An 18,442-nucleotide genomic window follows, 5' to 3' on the forward strand; every position below is an offset into this window, starting at 1 on the left:
CTCCTCGCTTTCTCTACTGGGCTTGCAGGACCATGGGCTCACCCGGGTCCGGGCTCTGGGGGATGTTCTCGCGGTTGATCAACCAGTTCGCGATGTCAGTGAAGATCGGCGCGGAAGACTGCCCACCACCGCCCCCTTCCAGGGGACCGCGCTCCGGGTCGTCGAGCATGATCGCGACCACGAAACGGGGATCATTCGCCGGGGCGATACCTGCGAATGTGATCCAGTAGTCCGAATTGGAATAAGCGCCCGTATCAGGATTGACCTTCTGCGCCGTACCCGTCTTACCGGAGAGCTGGTAACCCGGAACACCGTTGCCCTGAGCGGTACCGTTATTCACACCGTTCGGGTCGTCTTGGAACGCCGCCCGGAACATATCCACCACTGTCTTCGCGGTCTTCTCGCTGACGACACGGGTGCGGCGGGGATCCTCTTGCGGCATCTGTTCCCCGGTCGGCTGAGTGACGCTTTTGACTACGCGCGGTTCGATGCGCTCGCCACCATTCGCCAAAGCCTGATAGACACTGGCCAGCTGCAGCGTGGTCACCGACATACCCTGACCGATCGGCAGGTTAGCGAAGGTGCCTCCTGACCACTGCTCCCGCGAAGGCACGAGTCCGGACGACTCGTTTGGCAGTTCAATGCCCGTGGCTTGACCGATACCGAAACGCTTCAAGTAATCGTCGAAACGCTCATCGCCTACTTCCTGGGCGAGCATTAGAGTTCCCACGTTCGAAGATTTACCGAAGATGCCGGCGGTCGTGTACGGCGCGACATCGTGCTGCCACGCGTCAGCAACGGTCACTCCGGCCATCTCGATGGAGCCCGGAACTTGGTGTACTTCATCCGGTGTGGTGAGTCCCTCCTCGATCGCGGCTGAGGCGGTTATGATCTTGGCCACGGAGCCCGGTTCAAACGGGTGGGAGATCGACGGGTTCTCGAAACTGCGTCCCGCCTCAAGTTGACGCTCCAGATCTCCATTCGGGTCAATGGTGCTCGTGTTCGCCATAGCCAGCACTTCGCCGCTTTTCGCATCGAGCACCACAGCCTCGGCGTCTTTCGCTTTGGAATTCAACTTGGCCTGCTCCAGCGCCTGCTGAACATACGCCTGCAAGTCCAAGTCGACCGTGAGTTCCACGCGCGCGCCGTCCACCACCGGGACTACGTCGCGAAGCGTGCCCGGAATCGGCTGGCCGTTCGCGGACACATCCTCCGTCGAGCGTCCGTCGATGCCGGTGAGTATCGAATCGCTCGAGGCCTCAAGACCAAACTGGCCCTGACCGTCCATGGAAACGCGGCCGACGATGTTCTCTCCGATCGCGCCGTTCGGATACTCGCGGATGTCCTGGCGGTCAGCTGCCACACCGTGGAATTTCTCGGCGACCTGCGCCGCCACAACCGGGTCGACGTTGCGCACCAGCACTTCGTAGTCTGTGTCGGCGTGGAGCTTCTCCAGAATGTCCTTAGAGTTCACCCGCGGTGTCGGCAGCTTATCTTTCTCGCCTTTCTCCCCGGGCGATGCCTTATCCCCGTTCTTCCCGTCATCTCCGCCGGAACCGTCGACATTTTCAGACTGGAGCATGGTCGGGATCTCATTGGCCATTTGCCGCAGCAAATCCTCGACCCGTGCGCTCTCCTGCGCCTCCGCCTCAGCTCGGGTGGCACCGTCGGCGTACATTTCGTTCCGCGCGAGTTCGCCTAACTCACGCCGCAATGTCACCGGAGACACAGTCAAGGAGCGCGCTTTCATCGTGTAGGCGAGATAGTTGCCTTCACGGTCCACAATTGCGCCACGGCGCGCGGGATCCTCATACTCGCGTTCGCGTTGCGCGGCCGCCACCGTCTGTAGTTTCGGTCCCCACTTCAACTGGACCCATGCTAGGCGCCCGACAAGCAGGAGAGACAGAACGAGAAAGACGGCGGTGAGGATACGCATACGTTTGGCAGTAATGACCTTCTGCGCAGACATTGCCTCTGCCTGCGCCTGCCGCTTCCGCGGGTCCATCCTGCTCACGTCGCAGTCTCACCTACTTCTCTCGTGCCATAGCACTCCCAATGATTGCCTTCATCTTGCCCCGATCGCAGGACGAGGTCATGACCGCCACACACGATTAGGGAACTAAATGCCGCCCCTAGAAGCCACCCGGCAAGCCCGGGAGCGCCCCTACCGGTTGCGCTGGATCACGTGGCGCTTCAGCCGGGGCGACTGGGCCGGACGACGCCATGGGGGCAGCATCACGGCTGTTTTCACCCGAGCGCGCGTTCTGGGAAGTAGCAACCGGGTTGTTCTGCCCACCAGCTTCCGCTAACGATGGTGCTGCGCCGCGGCTGGAAGGCAAAGAGTTCTGAGGTAGCGCGGACAAGTTATCCGCAATGTCGCGGGTGGCCTGACGGTCGCTTGTGGCGTGGTCAGTGCGAATCGTCTCCTCGTTCACATCGACGATGCGCAAAGTCTTTGCCGGATCCGCCTCACGCGCCTCGCGCGCTTTCCCCTCTGCATCCACATCGATAATGCCGGGCTGAACAGGGACGACCATCCCCGCCGCGTCGGCCTTGGCCGCGACCTCGGCAGCAGCGCGACTGTCTTCCACGTTACGGTTGAGCGTCTCAAGCTCGTTGTTGAGTTTTCGCTCCTGCCCCTGGAGCTGCTCGATGGTGAAAGTCTGCTGAGTGGACAGAGCCGACAGGAGCATCGCACCGAAGATCCCCAGGATGAGAAGCGGCAACGCCATCAACGACATGGTCGAAAATTTCCGCTTCGCTTCCGTGGTGGTGACCCGGCGGCCGCGGACCGAGACTACCTGCCGGGAACCGAGACGGCGGGGGCCATGGGGCGCATGCGGTGCAATGCGCGGTTTGAAACCGGTCGGCGCCGGAGCGGTACGGGTCCGCTCGGGGGAGCGCGTCGTGCGCTCAGGGCTGCGCTCCAACAGCGCAGTCGAGCCTCCGGAGGTGTTTCCGGCTGTGAGGTCTCGGCTTGCTCCCATGGTCCTAGTTCCCTTCCCTAGTGGCCGTGCTTTCTGTGGATATGTCGTCGCAGTCATGGCTAACTTCCGTCGGGTTCCTCGCCTAGCTTTTCGACGGCCCGTACCCGCACCGACGCCGCTCTGCGGTTCAACTCGATCTCTGCTTCCGAGGCTTGTTCGGCACCCCGGGTGAGGAGGCGGAATTTCGGCGCCATATCAGGCAGTTCAGTCGGCAATCCGGGCGGGGTTTTCGACTCGGTCAACTCCGCAAACGTGCGTTTGACCAACTTGTCCTCGTGGGACTGGTAGCTCATGAACACAGCACGCCCGCCGGGTCCGAGCGCGTCCGCCACCATCGGAATGACATTTGCCAGCGCTTCAAGTTCCCGGTTGACTTCCACGCGCAGCGCCTGAAATGTGCGTTTCGCCGGATGCCCGCCTGTGCGCCGCGTCGCCGCCGGAATAACGCTGTACAAGAGATCCACAAGACGCCCAGAACGGTCGAAAGGCTCTTTCTCACGCTCGGAGACAACCGCGGACGCGATCTTTCCTGCAAACCGCTCATCGCCGTAAGTCTTAAGGACACGTGCCAAGTCGCCGTGACTATATGTGTTCAGCACATCCGCCGCGGTCATTCCCCCGCTCGGATCCATGCGCATATCCAGCGGAGCGTCGACACGGTACGCGAATCCGCGCTCCTCCTGGTCCAGCTGCATGGACGAGACACCAAGGTCAAAAAACGCGCCCGCTAAACCTGTCTCACGGACGCGCTCAAACGCCGGGTGGGCACGTGACTTAAGTTCATCAGCCAGGCAGTCAAAACGCCCCTGCACAGGGACGAACCTGTCCCCGAATTCTTCCAAGCGGCGTGTCGCCTGATCGAGAGCGGCGGCGTCACGGTCGATGCCGATGAAAGTAGCAAGCGGAAACTCGTTGAGGAAGTATTCAGTGTGGCCCCCAGCGCCGAGCGTGCCGTCCACGATGACGGCACCATCGCCGAATTTCTCCGCTGCTGGACGCAGCAGATCCCTCATGCGATCGCGCATCACTGGAACGTGGCCATGGTTCGCGTCAATGCCGAAATCCATCGCGGATTCTTTTGCCGTCTCTTGTGCCACCGTGGTCCACCCCCTTGTGTGCGCCTGTCATGATTTGCTGCGGATCGGGTCTGACTGCAGTTGTTCCTATGTTCCGGCGGAGAACGTGCAGAGCCCTGCTCGGGGCGGTCATTCTGATATCGGGGAAGTACACCAGAACGACTCGCGCCCCGAGCAGAGTCCGTACACGCTCTCCGTCCGCCCGCTTAGAGCAGGCCCGAGAGAATGTCGTCCTCGTCGGCCGCCGAGAAGGCAGCTTCTGTATTTTCTTGGTATTTCGCCCAGGACTCGGCGTCCCAGATTTCCAAGAAATCCACTGAACCGATGACCACACATTCCTTCGAAAGGTTTGCGTAGTCCCTGTGCGCCGGCGACAACGTGATGCGACCCGAACCGTCAAGCGTTTGCTCATCCGCACTTGCCGCCAAGTTTCGAATGAACGCACGCGCTTTAGGGTTCGTACGGGACACCGCGGCCGCCTTTCGTGCGCGCGCCGCGAACTCCTCGCGGGGGTAAACCGCCAAAGAGTGGTCCTGTCCCTTGGTCACCATCAGCCCGTCCGCCAAACCCTCGCGGAATTTGGCGGGCAACGTCAGGCGCCCCTTGTCGTCCAGCTTGGGGGTATAGGTGCCAAGAAACATCCGGCGCCCTACCTTCCTTCACTCAACGACTCCGGCTGTGAACTTTTGTCAGATCCGACCCGGCATCGTCACACCGGCCCTTCACTGTCCCCCACTTTAACCCACAATCCCCCACTTACGCCACATTGGAACACAATTTTCCGTTCGCGTGTCATAAATGTACAGATCACAACGGCAGCAACGAGTGGAGCGCCCACCCGCCTCACTTCAGCCACTCCCACCACAAAAGTGCTCTCAAAACGCCATGATGCTAGTAAATCACACCGACACCTCCCGACTTCCAACACATCATCGCAGGATATGAGCCATGATGGGACTTATCGGCACTCAAGGTGGGTGAAAGTGGGGCACAGGAGTGGAGCTCAGTGGGGCACGAAAAAATCCCCCTTCCACGCTTCCGTGAAAGGGGGATATGGAAACAAGCTAGGAGTCGCTCCGAGGCAGCACTACTTCAATCTCAATGCGGCTACTGCCCCTCGAACCGCCGGCGGAAATTCTCCTCCATGCGGGCGCTCATGCCGTCACGATGAAGCTGGGGGCCTGCGTTCCGCGCAGGACGGGCGGGCACCTCGTGCGCGGGAGCCCGCAATGCCCATACACCGCCGGCGAACATGACCACAAAACCAAGGATGCTCAGCGCGATGAACCAGAGACTCTCTGCCGCCAGAGCCACCCCGGAGATGAGAAGCACGAGACCGAGGACAATGAGTGCCAACGAGCGCATGGTCAGACGGAAACTCGCGCCCGCAGGACCGGACGCAGGCGCAGAGGACACAGTGGACCCGAATTTCGGGTCATCGGCCATCAGCGACTCCTCAATTTCGCGGAGCAACTTTTGTTCCTGCTCAGATAAAGCCACTTTCACTCCCAGCCTGGTTTGGTTGCCGTCTTCACTAAAACTTCAACGCCCAAGGGTGACGGTTTGTTCCCCCATCATACCGCCCTGAGATCCAGACAAATGTAGCGGTGGCGACCTAGGCGGCGGACGCGCCGCCCGTCTCACCCGCCGTTTCTTCATAAAAGGCCGTGGCGTATTCAAATAGCCGCTCAACCTCAACAGGGTCGGGATGAAGTTCGATCCCAGAGGCGACTCGCCCCCGCTGACGCGAGAAACGTACGAAAATCTCGGCCCAGTACTTGCCCCGAGGGCCGGTCAAAGCAAGCTTGTCCCAGGCGCTGCTCGGCAACCGTTTCCGCCGCGAGACCGTCGCAGACTGCGCGATCATTGCACCCGCGGTGCGCAGAGCGGCCCGGTACGCGCTTTCCAGAGCGAGGTCTGCGGCCCCCGCCGCAAGCTGGCCGCGCGCATCTTCTAAAAGCAGGCCTGCTGCCCCAACAAATTCGTCATGCCGCGACATAGCGGGGGTCGCCCCGTATACCGCCCCGGTCGTTGCTGAGATCACACTGGACATTTCGGCTCCCTCCCTGAGAGACCTTTCGATACCGTGGCCCCGATTCATGGTGTGACTTCACACTAGAAACCGACGTGGACACCACAGCGACATGTTCGAACATGTTTTCGATCTTGGATCCGGGGGCGCGCCCCAAATTGCCCGTGACATGCACTAATAGGAGGGGCAACCCTGTGGATAACCCAAACAGTGCGCAACCGCTTTGTTTGCGTGGTTCGATGGAGACCGTGTCCGTCACTTTCCGCGATCTGTCCCCGCACGAGTTCTCTGCCATGTCGCCGCAACTCGTGGATCTCTACATCAGGGCAATGAATTACCCCGTATCCATCCGCGAGCAACGCGTGAACGTCTGGCAGCGCGACTCCACAGAGCGGGATTTCGCCGCCGTGGCTGCATTCGCAAATGACGAACTAGCGGGGATCGCATACGGGTTCCGTGGGTCCCCGAATCGGTGGTGGGACCGGCAACTGCGCAGCGGACTGGTGAACAACCACGCCATGACCCCGCACATGATCGAAATCGTGGACAGTTATTTCGAGCTCGCAGAAATACATGTCTCCCCACAACTGCAAGGTGGAGGAATTGGCCGCACCCTGATTACCCGTCTCCTAAGCCAGGCTCCCCAGCCTTTTGTTCTGCTGTCCACGCCCGAGGTGCCGCGCGAAGCTAACGCGGCATTCGGTCTTTACCGTTCCCTGGGGTTCCGGGATGTGCTGCGCAATTTCACCTATGCGGGTGATCCCCGCCCCTTCGCCGTTCTCGGGCGGACATTGCCACTACTGTGAGTTCACCCCCGGTAGAGTGTGCCGTAATCGTCCCACCCCGCAGGATAAGGAGCTACGACTGTTGAGCGAGCGCACACCCCTAGTATCTGTCGCGGATGTCCCTGGGGCAGTTGAACGGGAGCTCGAGGATTTCCTTGAGTCCAGCGTGGCGTCGATTAGCGAAATCGGCGGTCCCGTCGCGCAAGCCGCGGGGCACGTTCGAGATTTCGTGCTCGGCGGCGGGAAACGCATCCGTCCAACTTATGGCTGGGTGGGGTACGCGGCGACTGTGGACGGGGACATCGGAGCCGAAGACCCCGCGGCAGTCCTTCGCGCGGTCAGCTCGTTGGAACTGATTCAGGCTTGCGCGCTCATCCACGATGACATCATCGACGCCTCCGACACCCGGCGCGGCAGACCCACGGTGCACCGGGCAATCGCCGCCGAACACGCGCAGCACAAGTGGAACGGAGATTCGGACACCTACGGCGAAAACGTCGCTATTTTATTGGGGGATCTCGCGCTCGTGTGGGCGGACGACATGTGGCGTGATTCGGGACTCAGCGAGGCGGCGCTACTCCGCGCTGCCGAACCGTGGCGTGGGATGCGCGCGGAGGTGATCGGCGGGCAGATCTTGGATATCTCGCTCGAGGCGTCCAACAGCGAGAGCGAAGAGATGGCCAACGCCGTCAACCGGTACAAGACGGCCGCGTACACGGTCGAGCGCCCTTTGCATCTCGGAGCGGCAATCGCGGATGCGGGTGCGGAGACCATCGCTGCGTTGCGCGGATACGGCCGGGATATCGGTATGGCATTCCAGCTTCGCGACGATCTCTTGGGCGTCTTCGGTGATCCGGGTGTGACCGGCAAGCCGGCCGGCGACGACCTGCGCGAAGGTAAGCGGACCGCCCTCTACGCGATCGCTCTGCAAGCAGCAGACTCCTCCGATCAGGCAGCCGCCGAGAGGTTGCGGGCTGGCATCGGTACTGCCACAGACCCGGTCGAGATCGCAGAGCTTGCCCGCATCATCGAATCCACCGGTGCCATGGACATCGTCGAGGAACGCATCAGCCAGCTGACCGAATCCGGCCTGAAATACTTGGACAATGCCGGAATCAGTGCTGACTCGGTTGAGACCCTCACTGACCTGGCAATCAAAGCGACATCCCGCCGCAAGTAAGGAGCGCGGTGGCGATGAAAAGACATGTCTCCCCAACGACGGCCGTGCGGCTGGGCATCATCGGCTCCGCGCTTCTCGCAGTCGGTTCTTTCGGGGCCGGCGCGACCCGCAACCGCGGCGGAATGCTAGACCACCTAGGACTCGAGTTTCTCGCGTACGGCCACGCACGCGGTCTGTTCAACATCGCTCTAGTTGTGGGCTTGTTTCTTCTCGTGGCCGGGTGGGTTGCCGTCGGGCGCCACATCGTGCCCGAGAGAGAAGGCCCAGCCGACTCCGCCGCCGCTGTCGTTGCGGATCGTCTGAGCTACGCCCGATCCGCACTGTGGTCCTCCGCTGCCCCGCTGCTGCTCGCCACACCACTCATGTCGCGGGACGTGTACTCCTACCTCATGCAGGGTGCCATGGTCCGCGACGGATTCGATCCGTATTCCGAGGGCGCCGCTGTGAATCCCGGGCCGTATCTGCTGGAGGTCTCCCACGATTGGCGCAACACAACCACCCCGTACGGCCCCCTGCACCTGTGGATCGGCAACGGAGTGACCAGCTTCGTCGGCGAGAACGTGATGGCTGGCATCATCTGCTACAAATTCATTTCCCTGGCAGGGTTCGCAGCCATCGCGTGGGCGATTCCACGGATTGCGCGGCGGCTCGGCGGCGATCCCGCGCTTGCACTGTGGCTCGGCGTGGCCAACCCCGTCATGCTCATCCACATGGTTGGCGGCATGCACAATGAATCGGTGATGGTCGGCTTGGTCAGCCTCGGTCTGTTGGCATGCCTGAACCGCCGTTTCGTGCTTGGAACAGTCGCCGCCGGTGTCGCTGTGTCCCTCAAGGCGACCGCCGCAGTGACCTTGCCGTTCATCGTGTGGATGGCCGCGCACCACTACGCACCTGATGCCGCACGCCACGCCCGGCGGGTGGGAGCTTTCCTCGTGTCCGGTTTCGCTGTGGTCGCGGTCGCGGTCGTTTCCGTTGCAGCCGTGACGGTCGCCTCGGGCACATCGTGGGGGTGGCTGGAGCAGATCTCCGGCAATTCGAAGGTTGTCAACCCACTGTCGGGGGCAACACTTGCAGCCGACGCCATCACGCCGTTCATCCAGCTTTTCGACGAAGAATTCCCCTACAACGTTGTCCTCAGTGCAACGAGAACGGCGGGCTCTGTGCTCATGCTCGTTGGTCTCGTCGTCATGTGGTGGTTGTTCCGGCAGACTGAGCGCCGCAACATCATGGGAATGGCTTTGGCCTACATGGTCGCGTTCGTGTTCAATGCGGTGACGTTGCCCTGGTACTTCGCTTCCGCACTCTCCGTGGCGGGCACATTCAATCCCCCGCGGTGGATGACACGCCTAGCCGTTGGTGTGTCCGTCATCGTTGCGCTGGCGTTCAGCGGCAGCGGCAACCACAACTTCTACAACGGCGCGTGGATGCTCGTGGCTGTTGTCGTTGGATGGTGCGCCGCAGCCTACGTGCTGCCGCGGACACCCGGCGCCGATGGCGGCGGTGAAACGCGGACGGCTAGAACGCCATCGCCTGCGCGCGCCTGATCACTTCGCGCGCGCCGTGACCGTGCAGCGCATCGATTGGCCGGCCCGGCAAACTCTCGTCCTCGGTGAACAAGTAGATCAGGATCTCGTCCTGGTTGAAGCCACCGTCGAGAAGCACGGTGATGGCACCCGCGATGAACTTGGATAGGTCCTTGCCCTCATCGAGCAACAGCTCGGGGATCACTCTCGTGCTGCCCTGTTTGTGGGACACGAGCTTGCCGGCGTTGACGTAGTCGTGCACCTTGGTCACGGGGACACCGAGGCGCTCAGCTACCTCAGGAAACGTCAACAGCTCTTCGCCGTTCAACAGCGCGTCGATGTCACGGGCGTTGGTGTCGTGCTCTGTAAAACTCACGCCCGCCACTCTACGCGTAACGGGGGTTGCTACCGTTCAACGCAGTGCGTGCACCATACTGGACGGCATGACTCACCTCGCAGCCGGCGATGTGCTGGAAGACCGGTATCTCATCGACCGCCCCATTGCGCGCGGCGGCATGTCAACCGTGTACCGCTGCCTGGACACACGCCTGGGACGCGAGGTGGCCGCAAAGGTCATGGACGAACGCTACGTCCACGACGACGTCTTCCTGGACCGATTCGCCCGCGAGGCCCGCGCAATGGCGCAGCTCAGCCACCCGAATCTGGTCAATGTGTACGATTTCTCTGCCGCAGGCGAGGACGTGTTCCTCATCATGGAGCTCATCACTGGGGGCACGTTGCGGGAGCTGCTCGCCGAGCGCGGCCCGATGCCGCCCCATGCGGCCGCCGCCGTCATGCGCGCGACGCTGACAGGCCTGTCCGTCGCCCACCGCCGCGGCCTCGTGCACCGCGACATCAAACCGGACAACATTCTCATCAACGGCGACAACACAGTGAAGCTCGCCGACTTCGGCCTCGTCCGCGCCGCTGATGACGCGCATCATTCAACCGACCAGATCGTTGGAACCGTCGCGTACCTCTCCCCAGAGCAGGTCGACGGGAGCGAGATCACCCAGGCGTCTGACGTGTACTCTGCCGGAATCGTCTTGTTTGAGCTGCTCACCGGAACTGTTCCGTTCGACGGGGACACATCGCTCTCTCACGCGCTTGTGCGCCTTCGCCTCGATGTCCCCGCGCCGTCCTCACGCATGCCGGGCATACCCAAGCTTTTCGACGAGCTCGTGGCCACCGCCACCGCCCGCGATCCCCGCGAACGTTTCACGGATGCCGACGAATTCCTGGCTGCGCTCGACGACGTGGCGTTCGAGCTAGGGCTTCCGGATTTCACTGTCCCCGCCCCCACCCAGTCGGCGGCGAACCGGGTAGCGGCGATCCCCACCAGCGTGACTCAGATGGATGCTCCGGCAACGCACCGCCAGCCTGAGCAGCCAAACAGGGCCGCGAGAGAAGCAGAACCTGCTTCCCCGTACCGGTACCCGGCGGCCCCTGCACCGACTCATGCCCCGGTAGTGGTCCCGGTGGCCCCGGTCCCAGCACCGGCACCGTACGAACCCCATGTGCCCCCGTTGGATCGGGACAAGATCCTCGAGAGAAGCCTCGACCATCCGGAACCTGAGCTTCCCCCGGTGGAGACTAACCGCTCAGGTGTCGCCGTGGTAGTAGCTTTGCTCCTCATAGCAACAGCCACCGCAGCAGTTGCTGTCGGTGGCTGGTGGTTCGGCTCCGGGGCCTACGGTGAGATCCCGGAAATCCTTCGGATGCCGGAGTAATTCCGGGCCGATCTAAGCGGTGAACGCTAGTTGCGGAGCATCTCCGCGACGAGGAACGCCAACTCCAGAGCTTGCTCGGTGTTCAGGCGCGGGTCGCAGGCGGACTCGTAGCGGCCCGGGAGATCGATGTCGGTGATGTCCTGCGCGCCGCCGAGGCACTCGGTAACGTGCTCGCCGGTCAACTCGATGTGGATGCCGCCTGGGTGGGTACCCAAGTGACGGTGTACCTCGAAGAAGCCCTGGACCTCGTCAATGATCTTGTCGAAGTGGCGGGTCTTGTACCCGTTGGACGCGGTGAAGGTGTTGCCGTGCATCGGGTCGGACTGCCACACGACCTTATGGCCGGAACGTTCGACAGCGTCGACAATGCCCGGCAACACGTCGCGGACCTTATCGTGCCCCATTCGGGCCACCATGGTGAGACGGCCGGGCTCACGGTTCGGGTCCAGCTTGTCGGCGTACGCAACAGCTTCTTCCGGAGTCACCGAAGGTCCGAGCTTGATGCCGATCGGGTTGTCGATCAAAGCCGCGAAGTTGACGTGGAAGTCCTCCAGCCCGCGGGTGCGCTCACCGATCCACAGCTGGTGCGCGGACAGGTCGTAGAGCTTAGTCTCTCCCTTCTCGTCCTCCGCCAGGCGCAGCATAGCACGCTCGTAGTCCACGAGCAGTGCCTCGTGAGACGCGTAGATTTCGGAGGTTCGCAGCTCACGGTCGTTGACTCCACATGCATCCATGAAGTGCAGGGAGCGGGTGATTTCGCGCGAGAGGGCCTCGTAGCGTGCACCGGCAGCGGAGTTGGCCACGAACTCGCGGTTCCACGCCTCGACGCGGTACAGGTCGGCCGTACCCGACGTGGTCAGGGCACGCACCAAGTTCATTGCTGCCGATGAGTTCGCGTACGCACGGACCATGCGGGCCGGGTCGTGGCGGCGGGACTCCTCGGTGGGCTCCACACCGTTGACAATATCGCCGCGGTAATTCGGCAGACCGTTCTCATCCAGGTCGGAAGAGCGCGGCTTGGCGTACTGTCCGGCAATGCGGGCGAGCTTCACCACAGGGGTGGATGCACCGTAGGTAAGCACCACCGCCATCTGCAGCAGCGTCTTGATGTTGGCGCGAATGTGCGGCTCAGTGTTGGACTCGAAGGTCTCAGCGCAGTCACCACCCTGCAGCAAGAACGCCTCACCGTTGGCTACCTCAGCCAACTGCTTCTTCAGCTTGTGTACCTCGGGCGCCACCACGACAGGCGGAACCGACTCAAGGATCTTGCGCACGTACAGGGACGCATTCTCATCCCATGTCGGCTGCTGCTTCGCATCACGGGAAACGACGTCCTGAAACGCCTCATTGATGTCACCGGGAAGCGGCGGCAGATCGGGCAACACTTCTTTGGGGATGTCTACTGTCCAACTCACCCCTTTACTTCTAGCACGTCCTCAGCTGAAGACGTAGCACGTGGTCGAAATGAGCTGGGTCATTGGTGCCGGACAGTGGCGTGACCGCGCCGATCTAGAGGCAAGGAACGCGAGCAGATCCTGAATTTAAGGAGGTTATGGCGGGCATCCACCAGTGCATCGTGGTTGCCTTGGGGTGCCGGGGGCAGCGTGGGGCGTCCGGCCATGTCCCAATATTGCCGCAGCTCACGCGTGTAGCGGGGCATCTCCTTGGGTAATTTGGCCATATCCCCCCAGAGCTGCGCCAACACGACATGATCATAGGCCCCAACCCACGCCCACAATTCCGGCTTCGAGTCCGTGGCGGTAAGGAACGCGAAGACCTCCTCGCGAATGGTCTGCTTCGGTTTCCATTCGGGGCGTTGCGGGTTAGGCAACTTCTCTAGAACGTTCTCCCGCACCCACGGATTCGCGCGGGATGCGTCGAAGTCGGTGGACACTGCGTAGTACTCGCGTCCGTCTTCCGCGACGATGCCGATCGAGATCAGCTCGATGGTCGCCCCGTCCTCGATGAACTCGGTGTCGTAGAAGTACCTCACTGCATTTTCTGCCAGTCAGGCTCCGTGCCCTCCGGGTAGCCGTTTCCCGCCTCGAGCGATTTCTTCACGTCGGCGGCGTACGCGTCGACGTGGTCGTAGCCGGACAGCTCGACGAGCTGCTGGATGAAGAAGTCAGTGAACGGGCGCCAGACGGCGGAATCGTTCGGATTGTAGCCGTGGTCGCGTGCCCACTGGTGCGGATCGACGGGTTGGCCGATCTTGACACGCACCTTGGCGGGGCGTGGAATCCATGTACCGATCGGGTTGGCGTTGCGGGTGCCGATCATGGCGACCGGAATGCACGGAACACCGGAGTTCATAGCTACGCGGGCCATGCCGGTCTTGCCCCTGTAAATACGGCCGTCCGGGGAGCGCGTGCCCTCCGGGTAGATGCAGAACAAGTCCCCGTTGTCGAAGACCTCTTGTGTCACTTTAACGAGGTTGTCTCCCGCGTCCTTGGCATCACGGTCGATGGGCACCTGCCCCACAGACGTCATGAAGAATTTCTGGATGGCGCCGGAGATGCCCGGGGAGGTGAAGTACTCCTTCTTCGCGGGGTGCACGAGCTGACGCGGACAAACCAGCGGGAAGTAGAAGGAATCCATCACGGCCTGGTGGTTTGACACCATGAGCGCCGGTGTCCCCTCCGGGGGGATGTTCCCCAGGCCTTCAGTCTCAGGCCTGTTCCAGACCCGCAGCCACGGCCCGATCAGGATGTACTTGAAAAACTTGTACCACTTGTTGTTCATGCTTCCTCTAAACCAGGTCTCGGGCCAAATCAGCAACGCCAATCATACCTGCCTGCGCACCGAGCTCAGCGGTTTGCAGGCGCGGCGTGGGACGGAATCCTGCTCCGACGGCACCCGCATTCATGCCAGCGCAGGCGTTGTCCAGGAACAAATCCGCATCTTGGCTCACTCCCCCGCCGAGGACGATGAGCTCCGGGTCCATCACGTCGCACACAATGGACAGGCCTTGCCCGAGCCACGTGGCAAAGTGATCCATCGTCGCCAGCGCCAGCGCGTCGCCGGAACGGGCAGCAGACACGACATCGTTTCCGGATGCACGCTTATCCACGACGCGCCGGTAGAGCCCGCAACTTTCAAACCCGCCCCGTTCCGCGATCTCCACTGCCGTATCCACCAGTGCGGTACCTGACGCGTACCGTTCCAAGCAGCCGCGTTTGCCGCAGGAGCAAGCGCGCCCGCCGGGCACTACCGTGAGGTGACCGAATTCAGGCGCGGTTCCAAAGGATCCCCGGTAGATTTCCCCGTGGTGCATGAGTGTGGCGCCGATGCCGGTGCCGACGGCAAACAGTACCCACGTGTCAACGTCTTTCGCGGCGCCGAAGCGGTATTCACCCCACGCCGCCGAATTGGCGTCGTGCTCCAGCCGGACGGGTAACTCGAGTTCCTGCTGGAGAATGTCACGGACCGGCTCATTGTCGCGCCAGGGCAGATGCGGAGCGAAACGAACCACTTCGCACGCCGGATCCAGAAAACCGGCAACTGCAACCCCCACTGCCGCGACGGGGTGAATGCGGCGCAACTGCTCCACGAGTTCAACGATGGCGTGGACAAGGCCATCCTCGTCCTCAGGCGTGTGGGTGGACACTGTGTCCATGACAGTGCCATTGCAGTCGACTACGCCCGCACGGGTGTTCGTACCGCCGATGTCGAAGCCGATGGTGAGTGGAGCGGCACTGTCTTGCGTAGGCATGAGTCAACATTCTAGCCCCGCCGCTTCGGGACCCTTCCTTCCTCACCCAGCACCAGCGGGCTGAAGACATTCAGCCAAGCGGCTTCCCAATACAGGCCAGGAGAACCGCTCGCGCACCATTGCGCACCCCGCTTCGGCCATCGCTTTTCGACGGCCGGGGTCCCCCAGCAGCGTAATCACAGCCCGGGCGATCTCCTCGTGGTCTTGCCCATCCACGACGATGCCTGTGTCGTCGGTGACTGTCTCTGGCGCACCCCCAGAATTCCCCGCTATCACCGGGACACCGCACGCCTGCGCCTCGAGGTAGACAATGCCCAATCCTTCAACGTCCAATCCGCCGCCGCGGGTCCGGGCTGGCATGGCCATGACATCGGCAGCAGCAACTACATCGCGCATCTCTTCCCGCGGTAAGCGTCCGAGGAAGCACACGTCTTCCTCGACACCGTGGCGCGCGGCAAGTCGCCTCAGGTATTTGCCGTAGCTTCCCTGCCCCACCACAGCGAGCTTGGCGCCGGGGACAGCGTCGCGTACCGTCGGCCAGCACTCAATCAACCGGTCCTGCCCTTTCCGCGGAACCAGACGAGATGCAACGACGACCAATGGTCCCACCCCGAGATTGTTTCGTCTCCGCGCGGCGGCTCGCTGACCGTCAGTCGCAGGACGGAAGAAATCGATGTCCACGCCGGACGGCAGGTGCACGAATTCCGGGTGGCTCCCGAATGCCCTGTGGAAACGGTTGAAAGTGAACTCGGAGACGTATGTCACCGTGTCGGCGGAAGCACCGATACGCCGCAGCACCTGCCGCGCTCCAGGCAACATAGACCAGCCGACTTCGTGCCCGTGAGTCGTGGCAACGATCCGTGCGGCTCCCGCCCGCCGCGCAGCAGGAGCCATCACAGCCAAAGGAGCCGATGCGCCGAACCACACAGTTCTGATGTCGTGCTCACGGATCAAAGCACTCATGCGGCGGACAGTCGCGGGGGTAGGCAGCATCACTGTGGAGGGCCAGCGGTGGACGGGAAATGGAACCGTGGCGTCGAAAAGCGCGGACCCCTGCTTGTCTTGGGTGGACGCGAAGACGACGAGAGACTCAGGCCCAAGGAGCCGCACTATTTCACCGGTGAAATCCCGCAGATACGACTGAATCCCGCCGACAGTGGGCGGGAAATCATTCGTAACCAATAATGTCGTCATACTCCGCTAGTAGCGGACAGCTCCCTGAGCAGGCATGGAATTGACCGGGACAACCTGGACCGGGATACCGTAATCCGAAGCGTGAACAACCTGACCGTTGCCGACGTACATGGCAACGTGGGTCACGCCCGGGTAGTACCCGATAATGTCGCCCGGCTGCAGCTCAGACATCGACACTGGCGTGCCACCCGCCAGCTGCGCCTGGGACGTACGCGGAATGGACTTACCATTCTGGGCGTACGCCCAGTACATCAGCCCCGAGCAATCGAACTGATTCGGACCGGCCGCACCCCAGCCATACGGGGAACCGATCTTCGACAACGCGGCTCCGACCACACCGTTCGCTGTGGCCGAAGGCGGAACGTTCAAGCTCACAGGACCGTTCTTGGACTCCCACCGCGAACGCTGCTCAGGAGTGAAGGCATCCACCCGCTGTTCAACATCCTTGACCCTGTCCTCGAGCTCGCGGCGCTCACTGTCGAGCTTCTTTCGTTTGCCCTCGAGTTCCGCCTGACGGTAATTGGCCACGGCGACAGCAATGTTCGCGTCTGTTGCGCGCTGCGCAGCTTCCTTATTCAACCGCTGTGACTCATTCAAAGTCCGCTGGGCCGAACGGGACAACGAACCCAAGTACGCTGCGCGGTCGATCGCCTCTTGAGGGTTCGCCGATTCAAGAGCATTGACGTTCGCGTCGTTGGACAGGTTGCGGTATTGAGCCCTGGCGTGGTTGTTCACTTCGCCTTGGGCACCGTCCTGAGCCGTCGCAGCCTTGCGGGCATCACGCTGTGCGACCTCCGCCGTTTTCTTCAACGCGGCGACCTCACGCTCGCCCCTCTCGATGTCTGCCTCAATCTGCTTGACCTCTTCGGCTTTCGCAGTGGCTTTGTCCGACGTCGCGCTCATCTGCTTGATCAACTCTTCGACTTCATCCGCCTGAGCTGGCACCGGAACACCAGATGCAGTGACGACAGCTGCCATACCAGCGGAAGCAAGGACGGTGCGGAAGCCAAAACGAGTGGATGAACGAGTGGATGCGCGGTGCTTACCCATCTGGAAAACCTCTTTCAGAAACAGAGAAGAGCCCATAAACTGGGCCGCAGAAAAGATGAGGGTTACAAACTTGTAACAAAGTTAATCGGTCGCTCGCCACTGGTCAAACACTCGCGGAAGAAAGTTTCCAGTGATCCCTGATGTGACTGGAGTGGCCAAAAAGTGCGAAACCGGCCGCATTCCCCGCTTAGACTTAACACGGGAAATGCGGCCGGACGAGAGCGCTGAATTGCCTCTTAGAACCGGACAGCCGAGTGAATCGGCATGTAGTTCAGCGGGCGGTAGCCCACCGGGGTGCCGGAGTTCAGCGCGTCAATGATCTGACCGTTACCCGCGTAGATGGCAACGTGGGAGGCACCGCTGTAGTAGACGACGACATCGCCCGGCTGCAAATCGGAAATCGCGACCTTACGGCCGGCGGATGCCTGTGCACCGGAGGTGCGCGGAATCTGCTTACCAACCTGAGCGTGGACCCAGGAGGTGAAACCGGAGCAGTCGAATGCGTTCGGGCCAGCAGCACCGTAGACGTACGGGGAGCCGATCTTGGACTTAGCAATGGACACAATACGGTCGCCCTGGGACTGCTTCGGAGCCGGGGCCGGAGCAGCAGGCTTATTCACAGCGCGGTACTCGGCCTTAGCGGCCGGCGCGTACTGAGCCTCGACGCCGTTGATCCAGTCATTGAAGCCCGGCACGTTCGTGATTCCCGGCACGTTCTTGACAGCGGCGATGGCGGCGCGAACATCAGCACTCTGGTCGCCCTTACCGGCCAGGGACGGGATCCACTGGTCAATACCCGGAACATTAGCAATCCCCGGAACATTCTCAATCCCCGGGATCTCAGTAGCGATTCCCGAGTTGGGAACTTTCACCTGCGCGGCGTTAGCGGTGGTCGGTGCAATGAGGGTCGCACCCGCGAGGATCGCGGAGGCGGTAGCGATGCTGCGCTTTGCAGACGCGTTCTGACGGCGGTGCTTAGCCATGGACAATCTCCAATATGTTCCAGTGACGCCTACCGGGTTAGCTGTCGGGTTCGATGCAGGAAATCACCTTGGGAAGCTCCAGCGCTTTCAACGCCCCTTGCTTCCATTCACCCCAGGTGTTGTGTCGGTTCCCCGGCTTCCATCCCTTTTCGGTCTGAGACGGAATTCGGCTTAGTGTTCAGATGTCTTA

At 61.8% G+C, this 18,442-nt stretch carries 18 protein-coding genes and 1 riboswitch; of the genes, 4 read left to right on the forward strand and 14 right to left on the reverse strand.

Annotated elements, in window-relative coordinates:
• Positions 1-13: 13 nt before the first annotated feature.
• The 6 genes from QYQ98_RS02860 to QYQ98_RS02885 all read right to left on the reverse strand — a co-directional run bounded on the left by QYQ98_RS02860 (position 14) and on the right by QYQ98_RS02885 (position 6,116).
• Positions 14-2,005: a penicillin-binding protein 2 gene (locus QYQ98_RS02860; protein WP_302007809.1), complete on the reverse strand. Its 1,992-nt coding sequence runs from the start codon at positions 2,003-2,005 to the stop codon at positions 14-16.
• 127 nt (positions 2,006-2,132) lie between these two features.
• The gene (locus QYQ98_RS02865; RefSeq protein WP_302007263.1) at positions 2,133-2,987 is read right to left on the reverse strand and encodes a hypothetical protein; all 855 of its coding nucleotides are present in this window, start codon (positions 2,985-2,987) and stop codon (positions 2,133-2,135) included.
• 59 nt (positions 2,988-3,046) lie between these two features.
• Positions 3,047-4,054, reverse strand: a complete 1,008-nt coding sequence (rsmH, locus tag QYQ98_RS02870) for a 16S rRNA (cytosine(1402)-N(4))-methyltransferase RsmH (RefSeq protein WP_302007810.1) — start codon at positions 4,052-4,054, stop codon at positions 3,047-3,049.
• Between the two features lie 215 nt (positions 4,055-4,269).
• Positions 4,270-4,704 carry a division/cell wall cluster transcriptional repressor MraZ gene (gene mraZ, locus QYQ98_RS02875; RefSeq protein WP_302007264.1) on the reverse strand — a complete coding sequence of 145 codons (435 nt, stop codon included), beginning with the start codon at positions 4,702-4,704 and terminating at the stop codon, positions 4,270-4,272.
• Between the two features lie 466 nt (positions 4,705-5,170).
• Positions 5,171-5,563, reverse strand: coding sequence for a DUF3040 domain-containing protein (locus QYQ98_RS02880; protein ID WP_302007265.1), 393 nt, complete (start codon positions 5,561-5,563; stop codon positions 5,171-5,173).
• Positions 5,564-5,678: 115 nt separating this feature from the next.
• Positions 5,679-6,116 carry an SAV_6107 family HEPN domain-containing protein gene (locus QYQ98_RS02885; RefSeq protein ID WP_302007266.1) on the reverse strand — a complete coding sequence of 146 codons (438 nt, stop codon included), beginning with the start codon at positions 6,114-6,116 and terminating at the stop codon, positions 5,679-5,681.
• A gap of 227 nt (positions 6,117-6,343) precedes the next feature.
• On the opposite strand from QYQ98_RS02885, the gene QYQ98_RS02890 reads away from it, so the two are divergent.
• The 3 genes from QYQ98_RS02890 to QYQ98_RS02900 all read left to right on the forward strand — a co-directional run bounded on the left by QYQ98_RS02890 (position 6,344) and on the right by QYQ98_RS02900 (position 9,604).
• Positions 6,344-6,901, forward strand: a complete 558-nt coding sequence (locus QYQ98_RS02890) for an N-acetyltransferase (RefSeq protein ID WP_302007811.1) — start codon at positions 6,344-6,346, stop codon at positions 6,899-6,901.
• A gap of 61 nt (positions 6,902-6,962) precedes the next feature.
• Positions 6,963-8,060 (forward strand): polyprenyl synthetase family protein, encoded by a 1,098-nt coding sequence (locus QYQ98_RS02895; RefSeq protein WP_302007267.1) that lies wholly within the window; start codon positions 6,963-6,965, stop codon positions 8,058-8,060.
• A 14-nt stretch (positions 8,061-8,074) separates the two neighbouring features.
• Complete coding sequence (locus QYQ98_RS02900; RefSeq protein ID WP_302007268.1) at positions 8,075-9,604, forward strand: alpha-(1->6)-mannopyranosyltransferase A; 1,530 nt, start codon at positions 8,075-8,077, stop codon at positions 9,602-9,604.
• Here the strand turns inward: QYQ98_RS02900 and QYQ98_RS02905 are convergent.
• A complete protein-coding gene (locus QYQ98_RS02905; RefSeq protein ID WP_302007269.1) occupies positions 9,576-9,959 on the reverse strand; it encodes an Rv2175c family DNA-binding protein in 384 nt (127 codons plus the stop codon). The genes QYQ98_RS02900 and QYQ98_RS02905 overlap by 29 nt on opposite strands.
• Before the next feature lie 67 nt (positions 9,960-10,026).
• On the opposite strand from QYQ98_RS02905, the gene QYQ98_RS02910 reads away from it, so the two are divergent.
• Positions 10,027-11,313 carry a protein kinase gene (locus QYQ98_RS02910; protein WP_302007270.1) on the forward strand — a complete coding sequence of 429 codons (1,287 nt, stop codon included), beginning with the start codon at positions 10,027-10,029 and terminating at the stop codon, positions 11,311-11,313.
• Positions 11,314-11,339: 26 nt separating this feature from the next.
• Here QYQ98_RS02910 and QYQ98_RS02915 read toward each other — a convergent pair whose 3' ends face one another.
• From QYQ98_RS02915 to QYQ98_RS02945, 7 genes are all read right to left on the reverse strand, one after another.
• Positions 11,340-12,728: a class II 3-deoxy-7-phosphoheptulonate synthase gene (locus tag QYQ98_RS02915; protein ID WP_302007271.1), complete on the reverse strand. Its 1,389-nt coding sequence runs from the start codon at positions 12,726-12,728 to the stop codon at positions 11,340-11,342.
• A 59-nt stretch (positions 12,729-12,787) separates the two neighbouring features.
• Positions 12,788-13,306 (reverse strand): polyadenylate-specific 3'-exoribonuclease AS, encoded by a 519-nt coding sequence (locus QYQ98_RS02920; RefSeq protein WP_302007272.1) that lies wholly within the window; start codon positions 13,304-13,306, stop codon positions 12,788-12,790.
• Positions 13,303-14,055: a 1-acyl-sn-glycerol-3-phosphate acyltransferase gene (locus QYQ98_RS02925; RefSeq protein WP_302007273.1), complete on the reverse strand. Its 753-nt coding sequence runs from the start codon at positions 14,053-14,055 to the stop codon at positions 13,303-13,305. The genes QYQ98_RS02920 and QYQ98_RS02925 overlap by 4 nt, the downstream gene beginning before the upstream one ends.
• 7 nt (positions 14,056-14,062) lie before the next feature.
• Positions 14,063-15,025: an ROK family protein gene (locus QYQ98_RS02930; RefSeq protein WP_302007274.1), complete on the reverse strand. Its 963-nt coding sequence runs from the start codon at positions 15,023-15,025 to the stop codon at positions 14,063-14,065.
• A gap of 42 nt (positions 15,026-15,067) precedes the next feature.
• Entirely contained in the window at positions 15,068-16,219 is a 1,152-nt protein-coding gene (locus tag QYQ98_RS02935) for a glycosyltransferase family 4 protein (RefSeq protein WP_302007275.1), read from the reverse strand.
• 6 nt (positions 16,220-16,225) lie between these two features.
• Positions 16,226-17,269 carry a C40 family peptidase gene (locus QYQ98_RS02940; RefSeq protein WP_302007276.1) on the reverse strand — a complete coding sequence of 348 codons (1,044 nt, stop codon included), beginning with the start codon at positions 17,267-17,269 and terminating at the stop codon, positions 16,226-16,228.
• Positions 17,270-17,505: 236 nt separating this feature from the next.
• Entirely contained in the window at positions 17,506-18,252 is a 747-nt protein-coding gene (locus tag QYQ98_RS02945) for a C40 family peptidase (protein ID WP_302007277.1), read from the reverse strand.
• A gap of 11 nt (positions 18,253-18,263) precedes the next feature.
• A riboswitch (cyclic di-AMP (ydaO/yuaA leader) is annotated at positions 18,264-18,434 on the reverse strand.
• Positions 18,435-18,442: the final 8 nt, after the last annotated feature.

It is taken from the genome of Corynebacterium sp. P3-F1 (genome assembly GCF_030503635.1).
Taxonomy (GTDB): Bacteria; Actinomycetota; Actinomycetes; order Mycobacteriales; family Mycobacteriaceae; genus Corynebacterium.